The following is a 16,467-nucleotide window of genomic DNA, read 5'->3' on the forward strand; positions in this document are numbered from 1 at the left end:
AGATCATCCTGATCAACCGCGATCAGCGCGTTTACGATGCGATCACCTGCAATATTGTCGCCGGCCATGACGATCCTGGCCTTGGGAAAAGCCAGCCGGAAATTTTCCGCCTCAACGCGTCGCGCGGCATCCACGACGGCCATGGCGATGAGCTTGACGAAGTCTTCGGTAAGATCGGACCTGGCCGATGAGACGTCGATTGCCGCCATCAAGCGGCCGCGATGATCGAAGATCGGGGCGACCGTGCAGGAAAGGGCGGTGTTGCGGCTACGGAAATGCTGGTCGCGGTGGATTGTGAGCGACCTCTGTTCGGCGATGGCAGTGCCGATCCCGTTCGTCCCTTCGCTTTCCTCACTCCACACCGCGCCGGTCCAAAGACCGATCTTGCAGAATGTCGCATCATCACCGACATGGCCGCGCCGATCGACCGGTACCCCATCCTTGTCGGCAAGGAGTACGCAGCACCCGGATCCGCCGACGGCCATATAAAGCCGGTCAAGCGTCCCGGCGGCCGTATTGATCAAGGATCCAAGCTGTTCACGTGCTTGCGAAAGTTCCTGGTCGGTCAAGACGTTGGGCGGGGCGCCTTCCTCGGGATCGAGGCCGTAAAGCCGCATGGAACGGCCCCAGGAAGCCACAAGCGCAGAGCGTGCCGCAGCGTCGCTTGCCAGCGCAGACTGGATGTGTTCCGCGTGCAGGCCATCATGGAGCCTTCCCATGCTCTCCTCCCACAGAGTGCTGGCGATCCGTCGGTTTTATCGCAGCATAGGTCGCGCGAGCCTCCCGTCAAGCCACTGCCCATCTGCGCGCCGTCATGATACCATATTGCCGTCACCTCGGTCGATGTCGCGTCGCAGGATGATCGAGGTCGTCACATCGGCTACCTCGTCCATCGTTGCGACCCTGTCGCGAATGGTGTTGAGGTGATTGATCGACGGCACCTCGATTTCCACGATCAGATCAAGCTGGCCGCTGACCGAGGAAACGCGCCGCACTTCAGGGTGCGCCGCGAGACGGTCCAGAACACCAAGGGACGGCGTACGGACGAGGCTGATAAGCAGGAATGCGCAAATCAGGCCTTCGTTGAGCTGGCCTATATCGGCGCGGTAACCACGAATGACGCCGGACTTTTCAAGATAAAGGACACGTTCGCTTGTCGCACTGCGCGACAGTCCGATCGCCCCGGCCAAGGTCTTGAGCGGGATTTTGGCATCGCGCGAAAGAATACTGAGGATCGTCCGGTCCTTGTCATCAAGCTCTTTCATCGCGGTTTCTCTCTTGCCGACCAAATGCCGGTCGGGGCCGTCAAAGCGACGAGCAAACCGGCAGATTAACGGATGCCTGATTTTTGGACCCGTGCCAAGCTCGAACAAAAGGGAGCCTATGCATGATCGATCTGTCTCATCCGGCGCCGTCGTTTTCGGACAGCGAAGCCCTCACGATTGCCAATGAGTACTTCGGTGTCGAGGGCCGGATCAGCCCGCTTGCGAGCGAGCGTGATCAGAATTTCAAGATCGACGGGCGTGGCGGCCAATCCTTTATCCTGAAGATCGTCAATGCCAGCGAACCACGCGACCAGAGCGATTTTCAAACAGCCCTGCTCGAACACCTTGAAAAACACGCCTCCGATCTTTCCGTGCCGCGGCTGCGCCGCACCTTGGCCGGGCAGGCGCTCGCGAGCATCCGGGGGGCGACCGGCGAAGTTCATTGCGTCCGTATGGTGTCCTGGCAGCCGGGCGAACCGCTTGCAACAATGGAGCGAACGACACATGTGCTTTGCAACCTCGGCAAGGCTCTCGGCCAGTTGGACCGGGCGATGCAGGGGTTCATTCATGCCGGGGCCCTGCGGACCTTCGATTGGGATATTCGCGCGGCGGGGCTGTCGCGCCAGCGCCTGCACCATATCGATGATCCTGCTGATCGTGCCTTGCTGGAGCGATGCCTCGACCGGTTTGATCGCGAAGTCGCACCGCGGCTGCCCCTGTTGCGTTCGGCCGTCATCCACAATGACGCCAATGACTGGAATGTTCTTGTCGACGCATCCAACCCCACGCGCATCGCCGGACTCATTGATTTCGGCGACGCCCTGCATAGCGTCCTGATTGCTGAAGTCGCCGTTGCCTGCGCCTATTCCATCCTCGAAGTTGATGATCCGATCGGGGCGGCAGCGTCGATAGCGGCAGGCTTTAACGCGCACTACCCGCTGCTCGAACAGGAACTTGACCTGCTCTTCGATCTGATCGTAATGCGGCTTGTGATCAGCGTGACCATGTCGGCCCAGCGCAGCGACAAGACCGCCGATAATCCTTACCTTCAGGTCAGCGAGGCGCCCGCCTGGAACCTGTTGCGCCGCCTCGACCGGATGAATTCCGGTTTTGCAACCGCCATCCTGCGCCATGCTTGCGGCTATGAGGCATATCCGGGTGCGACGTCGGTTGCCCAATGGATCAAGGAAAACAGCAAGACATTCACCCCGATCCTCGCCACCCATCCAGCGCGACTGGCCAAGGATCTCGTCCCCTACGGCGATCCGCAAAACCCCATGACCCTGCTTTCGGGCGCCGGGGAACCGGATAAGGCGATGCAGTGGTGGGATAGGTATTGTACCGATCACAATGTCGAGCTTGGCATCGGACCTTGGGGTGAGGAACGTTCGGTCTATGCCGGGAAGATGTTTGAGTCGCGCTTCATCCCGGGAACGCGGCGCACCAGGCATCTGGGGCTTGATCTGTTCATGCACGCCGGCACGAAACTCTTCACACCCATCGCCGCAACGGTGAAAGAAGTGGTGATCGAAGACGATCCACTGGGGTATGGCTGCCTGATAAAGCTCGAGCACGCCCCCTCGGGATGTCCACCCTTTGCCACGCTTTGGGGACATTTGTCGCATGAGGCGACAAATCGACTTCGTCCCGGAGATCAGCTCGCGGCCGGCGACGTCGTTGCAGAAATGGGCGCTCCTTGCGAAAATGGTGGCTGGGCGCCGCACCTTCACCTTCAGCTATCGGTCGATACAGGCTTGTCGGCAACAGAGATATTGGGGGTAGGCGAGCCGGTCTATCTTCCCGTTTGGGCCGAGCTTTTCCCCGATCCTGCCGTCTTTGCCGGCTTGCCGAACGAGACGTTGGAAAAGTCCGGAAGAAGCAGGAATGAGATCGTTCGCGCGCGAAAGACCAAGCTTTTGCCCAATCTGTCCATATCCTATGCAGAGCCTATCAAATTCGTACGCGGGGAGGGGGCATGGCTGATCGATGACCGGGGGCGGGCCTATCTCGACTGCTTCAACAATGTCTGCCATCTCGGGCATGCACATCCGGATGTTGTGGAGGCCTTGAGACGACAGGCAGGCGTTCTCAACACCAATACGCGCTATCTCCATGACAACATCCTTGATTACGCTGAACGGCTGACGGCGACCCTTCCACCCGATCTGTGTGTTGCAACATTTGCCTGCAGTGGCAGCGAGGCAAACAGCCTCATGCTGAGATTGATGCGTGCCCATACCGGGCGCGAAGAGGCAATCGTTCTCGATTGGGCCTATCACGGCACAACCCAGGAACTCATCGACCTCAGCCCTTACAAGTACAAGCGCAAGGGCGGCAAAGGCAAAAAGCCCCACGTCTATGAAGCGGTCATTCCTGACCCCTACCGCGCGCCGGTCGATTGGCCGGTCGACACGATCACTGAGCGCTATGCGCAGAGTGTCGCCGACCAGATTGCCGCGATGCGCAAGGCCGGCAAAGGCCCGGGCCTCTTCCTGGCCGAATCCATTCCGAGCGTTGCAGGGCAGGTCTTCTTGCCGGAAGGATACCTAAAGCAGGTCTATTCGATGGTTCGGGCGGCCGGCGGGATTTGTGCCGCAGATGAGGTGCAAGTCGGATTTGGACGGGTCGGCAGCCATTGGTGGGCATTCGAAACGCAGGGCGTCGTTCCCGATATCGTAACCATGGGCAAGCCGATCGGAAACGGACATCCGATGGCGGCCGTGGTGACGAACCGCGAGATTGCCGCATCGTTCAACAACGGCATGGAATATTTCAATACGTTTGGCGGAAATCCCGTTTCATGCGCCGTCGGCCTTGCCGTGCTTGATGTGATCGAACGCGATAATCTTCGCGCCAACGCGCGCGAAATAGGAAACTACCTCCTCGAGCGCTTCAAAACCATGCAGGCGCGCTACCACGTCATCGGTGATGTCCGCGGCCAAGGTCTATTCCTCGGTATCGAACTCGTCACGGACCGTATGACGAAAGAGCCAGCTACTGAGATCGCGCGCAAAATCAACAATGGAGCAAGAAAGCGCGGCGTTCTGATGGGGACGGAAGGACCTTATGACAACATCCTTAAACTGCGTCCACCCATGATTTTCACCCGTGCGAATGCAGACCTTCTTATTGAGGTTATGGAGGAGACATTCGCGGCGGTGATGAGCGAGGGCTAACGGGGAACGGCGCCGGCGTTGCTCGCCTCGACAACAACCGGGCCGGCAGATCAACAAACTTGAAACCAGAGATCTCCGGGTAAGCACCCGGGGACAGGGCAAGGCTTTGTCCTGTCATAACCAGGGAGAACACGATGAAATCGACATCCATTTTGGCATTGCTGCTGGCATCGACCGCCTTCACGGCATTGCCGGCTTCGGCCGACACGCTGTCGACTGTCAAGGAACGGGGCAAGCTCAATTGCGGCGTGAGCGAAGGCGTGCTCGGTTTCTCGAATGCCGACGACAAGGGGCGATGGACGGGCTTTGACGTCGACTTCTGCCAGGCAGTCGCAGCGGCAGTACTCGGCGATCCTGCAAAGGTCACCTATGTTCCGCTTTCGACAAAGGCACGGTTCGCCGCCCTGCAGTCGGGTGAAGTCGATCTTTTGTCGCGTCAGACCACGTGGACACAGTCGCGCGATACCGGCATGGGCATGCGTTTTGTCGGAACCATCTACTACGATGGACAGGGGTTCATGGTGAAGAAATCCGTTGGAGTAAAGAGCGCGAAGGAGCTGTCCGGCGCAACGCTCTGCACCGAGACCGGCACGACAACGGAAATGAACGCTGCCGATTTCTTCAAGGCATACAACATCAAATACGACATTATCTCGTTCGAGAAGGCCGATCAGACGATTGCCGCGTTCAACACGGATCGTTGCGATGTCTATACGACCGACGCCTCGGCGCTCTATGCGCAGCGTCTGGTCTTGACTGACCCCGATTCGTCGATGGTGCTACCCGAAATCATCTCCAAGGAGCCGCTTGGACCGGCGGTACGCCAGGGCGATGATCGTTGGTTCGGCATCGTGCGCTGGACCTTGTTTGCGCTGATCAATGCCGAAGAGCTTGGCATCACCAGGGACAATGTCGCCGCGCAGCTCGAATCGGACAACCCTGAAGTGCGACGTTTCCTCGGTGCCGAAGGCAATACGGGCGAGTCAATGGGGCTTGATCAGCGCTGGGTCTATAACGTCGTTTCCGCCACCGGCAATTATGGGGAAATGTTCGAGCGAAGCCTCGGTAAGAAAAGCCCGCTCAAGATCGATCGGGGCATCAACGCCCTGTGGAATGCCGGCGGCCTCATGTACGCCCCTCCGATCCGATAGGAGCCATCGCAAATGGCCCTTCCCTGTGGGGAGGGTCAAAAGTCGAAGGGCCGTTGGAGGCTACCGCAATGCAGGGGACGTGTTATGCGATTGGCGCAACGCAATCAACTTGCCACGATCAACGATTCGGCGGCCGAGGACAACCGGCACGCCGTGCTTGACGATGCGCCGGCTTTGGGCTGCGGACCTCCAAAGGGGTATCGCGTCGCTAATGTCGATGGGTGGCGATCTCGCTGGTCCGTTACAGCCACAACCATGCGTTTCTCGGGTTCTCCAGGGTGCGCCCACAAACAGTGCGGGCAGGCCTTGCATGGTTGCTCGGGCGGATAGGTTTTTTGGTATCACGACGTTCCAACTCGGCTGAAGCGATCACGCGGAAAGGACCGGCGGGCCGCTTGATTGTCGCAGGACAAGTTCCACCGGCCAGACTTCATGTATGTCTTCGACCGGTTCGCCGTCGAGCACACGCACCAGCATCTCGGCAATTCGGATTCCGGCGGCGCGGATGGACGATCGGGTCGTTGTCATCGACGGCACCATGTTGCTTGCATTCAAATAGGGAAAGACATCATCGTGGGCGATGATCGAGACTTCCTTGCCAAGCTGATAGCCTTTCGAGCGGACCGCGCGGAACACGCCAAGTGCCGTCATCATTGAGCCGGCGAGGATAGCCGTTGGGTGCGGTGTGTAGGACAGTAGTTTTTGGGCTTCACGAAAGCCGGTCTCATCGGAAAAGCGGTCGTGGACAATGAAGCGCGGATCGACCATCACGCCCCGCTCCTTGAGCGCCTCGCGGTAGCCCAGCTCGCGATGTTCCGAGAACGTATGGCCCTTGAGGCCGTCGATCATGGCGATGCGCCTGTGGCCAAGGTCAAGAAGATGGGTGGTCGCTTGACGGAAGGCGCCACAATTGTCGATATCAAGCCAGGCGTGCGGCACATCTATGTTCGTTTGCCCATGCAGCACAAAAGGGAATTTGGCCTTGATCAGCATGGCGACGCGCTCATCGATCAAAGTAGGTCCCGTCACGATCATCGCATCGACACGCTTACTGGAGATAAGACGCTGATAGGCGGCAATTTCGCTGTTGTCGATGACCGGACTCATCAGAAGATCCATCTCATCGTGCGCCAGCCGTTCAGCAAGGCCCGAAAAAAATTCGCTGGTATGTGGCCCAAAGCGATCGCTACGGTCGTTGGGCATGAGAATGCCTATCGCGCCGACCCGTCCGATGGCGAGGCGACGAGCGTTCGCATTTGCGCTGTAGCCGTATCTGAGCGCAGCCTGACTTACCCGTTCACGGGTCGCTTCGCTGACCTCCGGATAACCGTTCAATGCACGGCTGACAGTTGTTTGTGAAAGACCAAGTTGCTCAGCCAGATCCTTAAGCTTCATGGTAGGCGATCAATGCTCCGATGCGATGACGAATGCGATTTGCCGGCCAGCGCGCGGCAGATATGACTGTAGATTGCCAATCGTGCCATAGCATATTTCCAAAGCGCTTTGAAGTTTGGATGAATTCACGAGGACTAACTCATTTGATTTAGTCCGAGGGCATTACGATGTCGGAACAAGGCGGTTTGCAGTAAATCTGCGTAGCCGATTGAAATCGCAAATATATTCTCTCCGTCCAATTGCGACGGATCGGTTCGCAGGTTCGGATGGGCGAAAATGCCGCTTGACAGTCAAAAATCTCCCTGACAGGTTTTATCCAAAGCGCTTTGGATTTTGGTTATTTTCGGACGCCGGGGGACTATTATCGACGCAGCGGGTTCGCCATGGCTGCGGAGATCCGTTCCATCAAATACTGGGAGGAAATGATGAAAGCGAAATCATTCGTTGCGACGATATTGACCGCGTCGTTGTTGGCTTCGACAGCATTTGCCGCAAATCTGGCAATTGTATCCGGCGACACGGGCAATGGACGCGAGTTTCTGCGCCAGCAACTCGACCGGTTCGAAAAGGAAACGGGCAACAAGGTGTCGATTGTCGCCATGCCCTCCAACAGCTCTGACAATTTCGGCCAGTATAGGCTATGGCTTGCTGCCGGCAATTCCGACATCGATGTCTACCGCACCGATGTAATATGGGCCCCGCAACTGGCCGACCAGTTCCTTGATCTGAAGGAGGCGGCAAAAGACGTTATCGCCCAGCACATACCCTCGATCATCGAGAGTCAGACGGTTGACGGCAAACTCGTTGCGCTCCCGATGTTCACCGATGCGCCAGCACTTTATTATCGCAAGGATCTGCTCGAAAAGTACAAGAAGCCGGTTCCCAAGAGCTGGGACGAGATGGCGGCGAGCGCCAAGGAAATACAGGACGGCGAGCGCGCGGCCGGAAACAAGAGCATGTACGGCTTCGTGTTTCAGGGCAATGCTTATGAAGGGCTCACATGCAATGCGCTTGAATGGGTAAAGTCGTCGGGCGGCGGCCAGATCGTCGAGCCCGATGGTACGATCTCCATCAACAATCCCGACGCGGTGGCCGCCATTGAACGGGCCAAGGGATGGGTCGATACGATCTCACCGAAGGGCGTGCTTGCCTATACGGAAGAAGAAGCCCGCGGCATCTGGCAGACCGGCAATGCGGTTTTTATGCGCAACTGGCCCTATGCCTATGCCTTGAGCGGTAGTGGTGACAGTGCAGTCAAGGGTAAATTCGACATTGCTCCGCTGCCAAGCGGGAAGGAAGGCCAAAGCTCGGCCGCGACACTCGGCGGCTGGAATCTTGCGGTATCCAAGTATTCGAAGTCGCCGCAGGAGGCGATCAAGCTCGCACTCTTCCTGGCGGCTCCCCAGCAGCAGAAGGAACGGGCGATTGCCCTCGCCAGCATGCCGACGATCAAAGCGCTTTATGATGACAAGGATATTGCTGCCGCACAGCCGATCGTTCCCAACTGGAAGCCGGTTTTCGAAACCTCGGTTCCGCGTCCGTCCGCGCCGACCAAGGTGAAATACAACGAAGTGTCCAATTTGTTCTGGAGCGCGGTGCATGACACACTGTCCGGCAATGGCACGGCGGCCGAAAACCTTGAACTTCTCGAAGCGAAGCTTACGGAGCTTCAGGGAGGTAGCTGGTAGGCCTGCCAGCAAAAAGGGCACGGTGCGCATGGAGTTGCGAGCCTCCCCGACACCATTCGCACCGTCTGCCTGATTGATAGCCCAGAACCATGACGCCGGACCGGACAGGAAATATCGCCATGTCGTCCTATACCGCTCGCTCGGAACTTCTGCGTCAGCGCGCACGCTCAGCGCAATTGTTTCTCATCCCGATGATCATCGCGCTTGCCGTTGTTGCCGGCTGGCCGCTGCTGCGGACGATATATTTCTCCTTCACCGATGCGTCACTCACCAATATGAGCGCGGCAAAATGGGTGGGACTGAAGAACTATCTATCCTGGATTCAGCTGAAAAGCGGTCGCACCGTCTATTCCGGAATCCTCGTCGATCCCGCCTGGTGGAATGCCGTATGGAACACGGTCCGTTTCAGCGTCGTCTCCGTGGGACTTGAAGCATTCTTCGGTATGATCGTCGCGCTCGTCCTCAATGCCGATTTCAAGGGCAGAGGCCTCGTACGTGCGGCAATCCTCATTCCCTGGGCGATCCCCACCATCGTTTCTGCGCGTCTGTGGGGGTGGATGCTCAATGATCAGTTCGGGATTGTAAATGACCTCTTCCTGCGGCTCCATTTGATCAATCAGCCGATCGCCTGGACAGCCAGTGCCGACACGGCCATGACGGCGGTGCTGATCGTCGATGTCTGGAAAACCACGCCCTTCATGGCGCTTCTGATTCTTGCCGGTTTGCAGATGATCCCGAAGGATGTCTACGAGGCCGCCCATATTGATGGTGTCCATCCAGTCAGGCAATTCTTCCGCATTACCCTGCCGCTGGTAAAGCCTGCACTCATGGTCGCGATTATCTTCCGGCTGCTCGATGCCATGCGAATCTTTGACCTCATCTATGTCCTGACGCCCAATAGCTCCCAGACGAAAACCATGTCCGTATTGGCGCGCGAAAACCTGATCGAATTCGACAAGTTCGCCTACGGCTCAGCGCAATCGACGCTGCTTTTCCTTATCATTGCCCTGATGACGGTGGTAGCGATCTGGCTTGGCCGCGTCACAATGGATGGAGGCGACCACGCATGATGTGGAACTTCATCAAGAAAACAGCCTTTTACGGGCTTGTTGCGCTCATTGTCGTCGTGGCCGTGTTCCCGTTCTATTATGCGATCATTACAAGCTTCAAATCCGGCACTGCGCTCTTTACAGTCGAATATTGGCCGAGCTCATTTTCGCTGGAAAATTATAGATACGTCATTGGCGCCGGAAGTTTCACTCGTAACCTCGTGAACTCGGTTATCGTCTCGACCCTCGTCGTGGTACTGGCCCTTTTGATCGGGACAACGGCTTCCTTCGCCCTGGCGCGGGTGCGTTTGCGCGGCCGCTCCTTGCTGTTGATGACCATTCTATCCGTTTCGATGTTTCCGCAGATTGCCGTGCTCGCTGGCTTGTTCGAGGTTGTTCGCTTCCTCGGGCTCTACAACACGCTGTGGAGCCTCGTCTTTTCCTATACGATCTTTACCCTGCCTTTCACGGTTTGGGTTCTGACGACTTTCATGCGGGATCTGCCGCTTGAGATCGAGGAGGCGGCGATCGTCGACGGCGCAACGCCATGGGTGATCATCACCAAGGTGTTCCTGCCGTTGATGTGGCCGGCAATGGTGACCACCGGGCTTCTGGCATTTATCGCAGCCTGGAACGAATTCCTGTTTGCTCTCACCTTCACTTCATCGACCGAAACACGGACCGTCCCGGTTACCATCGCGCTGCTTTCGGGAGCAAGTTCGCATGAAATTCCATGGGGCACGATCATGGCGGCATCCGTCATCGTAACGGTACCGCTCGTCACGCTCGTTCTGATCTTCCAACGCAGGATCATCTCTGGTCTCACCGCCGGCGGGGTGAAGGGTTAAGGAGTTCTTCGAATGACCGCAATTCATCTTGATGCTGTCCGCAAATCCTTTGGTACGTTCGACGTAATCAAGGGGGTCGACCTCGAAATCGATCCAGGCGAGTTCATGGTTTTTGTCGGCCCGTCCGGTTGCGGAAAGTCGACGCTGTTGCGCCTGATCTCGGGTTTGGAGGATATAACGTCCGGCACGCTTGCCTTCGATGACAAGATCGTCAACAGCTTGACGCCGTCTCAGCGAGGTATCGCAATGGTGTTCCAATCCTACGCTCTGTATCCGCACATGACCGTCTTCGACAACATGGCCTTCGGTCTGAAACTGGCCAAGGGCGATGCTGGCGAGATCAAGCGGCGGGTACACAAGGCAGCGGAAATGCTACAGATTGGCGCCTATCTGGACCGGCTGCCGAAGCAGCTCTCCGGCGGTCAGCGCCAGCGCGTTGCCATTGGCCGGGCAATCGTGCGCGATCCCAAGGTTTTCCTTTTCGATGAGCCGCTGTCCAATCTCGACGCGGCCTTGCGGGTGCAGACACGGCTTGAGATCGCCAAGCTGCACGCGAGCATGCATGAAACGACGATGATCTACGTGACGCATGATCAGGTCGAGGCAATGACGCTCGCCGATCGCATCTGTGTGCTGCGCGACGGGATCGTCGAGCAGGTTGGCACACCACTCGAACTCTATGAAAATCCGCAGTCGATTTTTGTAGCCGGCTTCATCGGGTCCCCGAAAATGAACTTTCTGACGGACAAATACGCCCAAACCTACGGGGCCCATACGCTGGGTGTGCGGCCGGAACACCTTCAGATCAGTCAAAAGGATGGAACCTGGGACGGCAAACTGATTCTTGCCGAGAACCTCGGCTCCGACACCTACCTCTATATCGACATCGGCGCAAAGGATCCGCTTGTCGTGAGGCAGGATGGGACGGCGCGTCAACAGCCTGGCGAGCGGCTCTTCATCTCGCCTATCAACAACAATATTCACCGCTTCGACCAGTCGGGCAGGCCGGCGGCGCACAGCTAGACAATACACACTCTTCCCAACCGCAATGAACAGGACACAGAAATGGCTATCCGAACACTTGTCTGGGGCGAGAATGTTCATGAAAAGATGAACAAGACCGTCGCCGAGATTTACCCCGAAGGCATGCACAACCAGATTGCAAAACTGCTCGCCGCCGACAGCAACCTGTCGATCAAGACAACGACGTTGCAAGCGCCCGAGCATGGTTTGACCGATAAGGCACTCGATGAAACCGACGTTCTCATATGGTGGGGCCACCGCGCCCATGGCGATGTTGCCGACGAGATCGTCGAACGCGTGGCAAAGCGCGTCTGGGAAGGCATGGGGCTGATCATCCTTCATTCCGGCCACTTCTCGAAAATCTTCAAGCGCCTGATGGGTTCGCCCTGCGCGCTCAATTGGCGAGAAGCCGGCGAGCGGGAGCGACTCTGGGTCGTCAATCCGGGCCATCCCATCGCAAGGGAGCTGCCCGCCTATTTCGAGATCGAGAACGAGGAAATGTATGGCGAACCTTTTTCCGTGCCCGAACCGCTCGAGACGGTTTTCGTGTCGTGGTTCCAGGGTGGTGAAGTCTTCCGCTCGGGCCTGACCTATCGCAGGGGTGCGGGCAATGTGTTCTACTTCCGTCCTGGCCATGAGACCTATCCGACCTATCATGACGAAACCGTGGGACTGGTTCTGCGCAACGCGGTGAACTGGGCCTATAATCCTGATCGCCATGCCACTATAACGATGGCGCCGAACGTGCCGGTCGACCAGGCGCTTGAACCGATCAAGTCGCGTGGCGGCAGCCTGCATGCGCCGGGCGAGGAGGGCTTGCGCTAACAGATCTGCGTCAGCAACGGCATCTCGCTGCAATGCCTATGGGAAACGACCACGCCTTCATCAGGAGAGACTCGATCAATGCGTCTTTTGATCCTGGGTACCGGCCACATGGCCAACGCGCATGCGCGAAGTTTCCTCGCGATCGACACGGTGACGCTTGCCGCTGCCGTTGACGTCGATCCCGAGCGCGCCGAAGCGTTTCGCGCGAGATATGGCATTGAAAGGGCGTTCACCTCGCTGGAAGATGCACTCACCTGGGGTGAATTCGATGCGGTCGCCAATGTGACCCCTGACGGTGCGCACCATGCCACCACGCTTGAGTGTTTGGCCGCCGGCAAGCACGTGTTCTGCGAAAAGCCGCTGGCGACCAACTTTGGGGACGCCATGGACATGGCAGACAGGGCCGAAGCTGCCAATCTCGTCGGCATGGTCAACCTGACCTATCGCAACGTTGCCCAGTTGCAGGCGGCACGCAAACTGGTGACGAGCGGGCGGATCGGCATGGTCAAGCATGTCGAGGCATCCTATCTGCAAAGCTGGCTGGTGTCGAAACAATGGGGCGACTGGCGCAGCCAAAGCCAGTGGCTGTGGCGGCTGTCGAAGAAGCACGGTTCAAACGGCACTCTGGGCGATGTGGGAGTCCACATTCTCGATTTCGTCGTCTATGGCACGGACACGGAAATTGACGAGGTGTTTTGCCGGCTGAAGACCTTCGACAAGGCGGAGGGCAATCGTATCGGCGAGTATGAACTCGATGCCAATGACAGTTTCACCATGAGCGTCAGCTTTACCAATGGGGCCCTCGGCGTCGTGCATTCGAGCCGTTGGGCAACAGGCCATGTCAACGAACTGCGCCTGCGCATTTATGGCGACAAGGGTGCGCTGGAGGTGGTCCACCGCCATGACGGCTCCAAACTCTTTGCCTGCCTCGACGAGGATATTGAGACCGCGACCTGGAAGGAGATGGACGTGGAGCCGGTTCCAACGAACTATCAGCGCTTCGTCGAGGCGGTCGCGCTCGGTGTCACGCTCGAACCCTCGTTTCGCCATGCAGCCAAGCTGCAAATGGCAATCGACCTTGCCAATGTGACCGAAAGCGATCGCCGCGAGCACAGGCTCCCTACCTGAACCAGATCGCCTGATTAGTCCGCAAACTTGTCCGTCGATACCTCGTAAAGGACATTGCCTGAGCCGGCATCGACACCAACGAGGCTGACGTCGTAGCCCCACAGGCGGCGAACATGGCGCAAAGTCGCATCGCGCGTGCTCTCGCCAAGCACGATGCCGTCGCGCGCGGTGTGCTGCAGCCGCAAGTGCCGATTGCCGAGAAGGTCGACATCGACGACCTGAATATTCGGCTGGTTCATGCCGACGTCGTAGCTGCGGGCAAGGGAGCTGCGGATTTTTTCATAGCCGCGCTCATTGTGGATCGACGCGACCTGGTAGTGCTTCTCATTGGATTCGTCGTCGAGGGCAAAAAGGCGCATCTTGCGGATCAATGCAGGGCTCAGATATTGCAGCAGGAAGGATTCGTCCCGGTGATTGGCCCAGGCGTCGAGCAGCGTACCGCGCCAGTCGCCATTGCCAGCAAATTCCGGGAACCAGTCGCGGTCCTCGGCCGTGGGCTGTGTACAGATACGCTCGATATCCTGCATCATGGCAAAACCGAGCGCGTAAGGGTTGAGGCCTGAGAAACGAGGATCGTCGAAGCCCGGCTGAAATACCACATTGGAATGACTGTGCAGCATTTCCAGAAGCTGCCCTTCGCTGATCCTTCCCCGGTCGAAGAGCATGTTCATGATGGTATAGTGGACAAAGGTCGCACAACCTTCATTCATCACCTTCGTCTGCCGCTGCGGGTAAAAATACTGCGCGACAACGCGCACGATGCGCAGGACCTCGCGCTCCCAGGGTTCGAGAATGAGGCTGTTCTTCTCCAGAAAATAAAGGAGATTCTCCTCCGGCAGATTGAGCGCCTTCTTGCGCTCCTGCGCCTCCATCTCCGCCTCGGTCGTATCCTCGCTTTGTCTTGGCTGCGGCAAGGTCCGCCAGAGGTCGCTGAAGATCCGTTCCTCATAGTCAAGACGTTCGCGTACGCGCGCCTGTTCCTTCGCCGATGAAATACGTGGCGGACGGCGATAGCGGAACACCGCCTGGTCCATCAGCGTGTGAGCCGCGTCGAGGATCGATTCGACGGCAGCAAAACCATATCTCTCCTCACAGCGTGCGACATAGCCCTTGGCAAATTCCATATAGTCGAGGATGGCGCTGGCGTCGGTCCACTGCTTGAACAGATAATTGTTCTTGAAGAAATGATTGTGGCCGAAGGAGGCATGGGCGATGACCAGTGCCTGCAGGGCCATCGTGTTTTCTTCCATCAGGTAGGCGATGCAAGGATTGGAGTTGATGACGATTTCGTAGGCGAGGCCACGCCGGCCCTTGCGATAAAGATATTCCTCGTAGACGAAATGTTTGCCGAACGACCAATGCTGATAGATCAGCGGCATTCCGTTGGAGGAATAGGCATCCAGCATCTGTTCGGACGAAATGATCTCGAGCTGATTGGGATAGCAGTCGAGGCCGAGATCCGTGAGGGCAACTTCCTTGATGGCGTCGTAGGTGCGGGACAATGTGTCGAAAGTCCAATCGGACCCGTTGAACAGAAGGTCGGAAGCGCCCGCACTCTTACTCATCTGTCACCCCGCTCAGCCGTTCTTGGCGGAAGATGGTTGCTTGGCGAAGAGCTGGCGGAACACCGGATAGATGTCGCCTGGTTTGGCTATTCGCGTCATCTGGAAGTTTCGCCAATTCTCCCCCACTTGTCGATAGGAACGCCACAGTGAGGTGCCATTATCAGTGGAGCGGAATATGGCACTCTCGCGTTCGTCCAGGATCTCGACATAGGCATAATACTGGCAAAGCTTCATGATGTCTTTATTCAGCAGATTGACGCAATGTTCCGAATCGCCGGCAAGGTTGTCGCCGTCCGATGCCTGTGCGGCGTATATGTTCCAATCCCGACTGGGATACCGTTCGAGGATAATGCGCTGCATCTCCTCCAGCGCCGTCGATACCACGGTACCGCCGCTTTGGGTGCTGCGAAAGAAGGTCTCTTCATCGACCTCGTGGGCCTGATGGGTATGACGGATGAAGACGATATCGATGCGCTCGTAACGGCGTTTCAAAAAAAGGTGGAGGAGAACGAAGAAGCGTTTTGCAAGATCCTTCTCGCGTTCACCCATGGAACCGGAAACGTCCATCAGGCAGAACATGACTGCACTGGCATTGGGCAGTGGCTGCGGCTCGAAACGATTGAAGCGAATGTCGACCGGATCGATGTAGCCGACAACCTTGCGCCGACGTTCGAGACGTTCCATTTCGCTGCGCATCTTGGCCAGTCGGTCGAATGAGGCACTTCCCGCCTTTGGATGCTTTGCTTCAAGTTCCTCGATATCCTTGGCCAGGGCTTCCACCTGGGAAAGTTTCGGACGCTGCAGCGCTATGCGCCGGCCAAAGCTGTTGCGCATGGTCCTGCCGACATTGATGTTGGTCGGGGACCCGGCGATGGTAAAGCCGGCGCGGCGCGAGCGAAAGGTAACGGCTTCCTTGAGACTGGACTTGACCATGTCCGGAAGCTCGAGATCTTCGAAAAACAGATCAAGTACCTCCTCGCGCGACAGGACGAACTGAAAATCGTCCTCCATATCGCCCTCAGCCGCTGCGCCCTTGCCAGCGCCCGTCCCGCCACCCTGACCAGGTTTGGCCAGACGGTCGCCGGAGATGAATTCCTTGTTTCCAGGAAGCACGTGCTCGCGTCGGCCCGTGCTGCGGTCCGGCTGAAAGCTCGGCTCGCTGGTTCCGTCAAGGGGAAAAGGAACCCTGTGGCCAGCGTCGACATCGACGATCTTGCCGGACTTTATCTTTTCATGGACGACACGCTTCAACTCGCCGCGCGCGCGGCGCAGAAAGCGCTGGCGATTGCTGAGGCTTTTGTCCTTCGGATTAAGGCGGCGATCGATGAAGCTGGGCATGCACGCACCTTCCTTC

General features: G+C 57.7%; 13 protein-coding genes. 8 read left to right on the forward strand and 5 right to left on the reverse strand.

Annotation, left to right across the window (positions count from 1 at the left end; all coding sequences use genetic code 11):
- Together AAAB35_RS09215 and AAAB35_RS09220 are read right to left on the reverse strand one after the other, a co-directional pair.
- A partial coding sequence (locus AAAB35_RS09215; protein ID WP_340667991.1) for a GAF domain-containing protein occupies positions 1-719 on the reverse strand: 719 nt, incomplete at its 3' end.
- A 93-nt stretch (positions 720-812) separates the two neighbouring features.
- Positions 813-1,265: an Lrp/AsnC family transcriptional regulator gene (locus tag AAAB35_RS09220; RefSeq protein WP_340667992.1), complete on the reverse strand. Its 453-nt coding sequence runs from the start codon at positions 1,263-1,265 to the stop codon at positions 813-815.
- Between the two features lie 122 nt (positions 1,266-1,387).
- Here AAAB35_RS09220 and AAAB35_RS09225 point away from each other — a divergent pair, with 122 nt between their 5' ends.
- Positions 1,388-4,441, forward strand: coding sequence for an aminotransferase class III-fold pyridoxal phosphate-dependent enzyme (locus AAAB35_RS09225; protein WP_340667993.1), 3,054 nt, complete (start codon positions 1,388-1,390; stop codon positions 4,439-4,441).
- A gap of 134 nt (positions 4,442-4,575) precedes the next feature.
- Positions 4,576-5,592 carry an amino acid ABC transporter substrate-binding protein gene (locus tag AAAB35_RS09230; RefSeq protein ID WP_340667994.1) on the forward strand — a complete coding sequence of 339 codons (1,017 nt, stop codon included), beginning with the start codon at positions 4,576-4,578 and terminating at the stop codon, positions 5,590-5,592.
- 369 nt (positions 5,593-5,961) lie between these two features.
- Here AAAB35_RS09230 and AAAB35_RS09235 read toward each other — a convergent pair whose 3' ends face one another.
- Positions 5,962-6,987, reverse strand: a complete 1,026-nt coding sequence (locus AAAB35_RS09235; RefSeq protein WP_340667995.1) for a substrate-binding domain-containing protein — start codon at positions 6,985-6,987, stop codon at positions 5,962-5,964.
- Positions 6,988-7,412: 425 nt separating this feature from the next.
- Between AAAB35_RS09235 and AAAB35_RS09240 the strand changes: the two genes are divergently transcribed.
- From AAAB35_RS09240 to AAAB35_RS09265, 6 genes are all read left to right on the forward strand, one after another.
- Positions 7,413-8,675 (forward strand): ABC transporter substrate-binding protein, encoded by a 1,263-nt coding sequence (locus tag AAAB35_RS09240; protein WP_340668014.1) that lies wholly within the window; start codon positions 7,413-7,415, stop codon positions 8,673-8,675.
- 89 nt (positions 8,676-8,764) lie between these two features.
- A complete protein-coding gene (locus tag AAAB35_RS09245; protein ID WP_340667996.1) occupies positions 8,765-9,745 on the forward strand; it encodes a sugar ABC transporter permease in 981 nt (326 codons plus the stop codon).
- Positions 9,745-10,572, forward strand: a complete 828-nt coding sequence (locus tag AAAB35_RS09250; RefSeq protein WP_340668015.1) for a carbohydrate ABC transporter permease — start codon at positions 9,745-9,747, stop codon at positions 10,570-10,572. The genes AAAB35_RS09245 and AAAB35_RS09250 overlap by 1 nt, the downstream gene beginning before the upstream one ends.
- Positions 10,573-10,584: 12 nt before the next feature.
- Positions 10,585-11,595: an ABC transporter ATP-binding protein gene (locus AAAB35_RS09255; RefSeq protein WP_340667997.1), complete on the forward strand. Its 1,011-nt coding sequence runs from the start codon at positions 10,585-10,587 to the stop codon at positions 11,593-11,595.
- A 42-nt stretch (positions 11,596-11,637) separates the two neighbouring features.
- Positions 11,638-12,420 (forward strand): ThuA domain-containing protein, encoded by a 783-nt coding sequence (locus tag AAAB35_RS09260; protein ID WP_340667998.1) that lies wholly within the window; start codon positions 11,638-11,640, stop codon positions 12,418-12,420.
- Between the two features lie 78 nt (positions 12,421-12,498).
- A complete protein-coding gene (locus AAAB35_RS09265; protein WP_340667999.1) occupies positions 12,499-13,548 on the forward strand; it encodes a Gfo/Idh/MocA family oxidoreductase in 1,050 nt (349 codons plus the stop codon).
- A gap of 14 nt (positions 13,549-13,562) precedes the next feature.
- Here the strand turns inward: AAAB35_RS09265 and AAAB35_RS09270 are convergent, their stop codons facing one another.
- Positions 13,563-15,113, reverse strand: a complete 1,551-nt coding sequence (locus AAAB35_RS09270; RefSeq protein WP_340668000.1) for a SpoVR family protein — start codon at positions 15,111-15,113, stop codon at positions 13,563-13,565.
- A gap of 12 nt (positions 15,114-15,125) precedes the next feature.
- Entirely contained in the window at positions 15,126-16,451 is a 1,326-nt protein-coding gene (locus AAAB35_RS09275) for a YeaH/YhbH family protein (RefSeq protein WP_340668001.1), read from the reverse strand.
- Positions 16,452-16,467: the final 16 nt, after the last annotated feature.

It is taken from the genome of Phyllobacterium sp. (assembly GCF_037994425.1).
Lineage (GTDB): Bacteria > Pseudomonadota > Alphaproteobacteria > Rhizobiales > Rhizobiaceae > Phyllobacterium.

Excerpts from the sequence above, each read along its gene's own strand:
- AAAB35_RS09220 (WP_340667992.1), bottom strand. The coding sequence starts at position 1,265 with ATGAAAGAGCTTGATGACAAGGACCGGACGATCCTCAGTATTCTTTCG.
- AAAB35_RS09225 (WP_340667993.1), top strand. The coding sequence starts at position 1,388 with ATGATCGATCTGTCTCATCCGGCGCCGTCGTTTTCGGACAGCGAAGCC.
- AAAB35_RS09230 (WP_340667994.1), top strand. The coding sequence starts at position 4,576 with ATGAAATCGACATCCATTTTGGCATTGCTGCTGGCATCGACCGCCTTC.
- AAAB35_RS09235 (WP_340667995.1), bottom strand. The coding sequence starts at position 6,987 with ATGAAGCTTAAGGATCTGGCTGAGCAACTTGGTCTTTCACAAACAACT.
- AAAB35_RS09240 (WP_340668014.1), top strand. The coding sequence starts at position 7,413 with ATGAAAGCGAAATCATTCGTTGCGACGATATTGACCGCGTCGTTGTTG.
- AAAB35_RS09245 (WP_340667996.1), top strand. The coding sequence starts at position 8,765 with ATGACGCCGGACCGGACAGGAAATATCGCCATGTCGTCCTATACCGCT.
- AAAB35_RS09250 (WP_340668015.1), top strand. The coding sequence starts at position 9,745 with ATGTGGAACTTCATCAAGAAAACAGCCTTTTACGGGCTTGTTGCGCTC.
- AAAB35_RS09255 (WP_340667997.1), top strand. The coding sequence starts at position 10,585 with ATGACCGCAATTCATCTTGATGCTGTCCGCAAATCCTTTGGTACGTTC.
- AAAB35_RS09260 (WP_340667998.1), top strand. The coding sequence starts at position 11,638 with ATGGCTATCCGAACACTTGTCTGGGGCGAGAATGTTCATGAAAAGATG.
- AAAB35_RS09265 (WP_340667999.1), top strand. The coding sequence starts at position 12,499 with ATGCGTCTTTTGATCCTGGGTACCGGCCACATGGCCAACGCGCATGCG.
- AAAB35_RS09270 (WP_340668000.1), bottom strand. The coding sequence starts at position 15,113 with ATGAGTAAGAGTGCGGGCGCTTCCGACCTTCTGTTCAACGGGTCCGAT.
- AAAB35_RS09275 (WP_340668001.1), bottom strand. The coding sequence starts at position 16,451 with ATGCCCAGCTTCATCGATCGCCGCCTTAATCCGAAGGACAAAAGCCTC.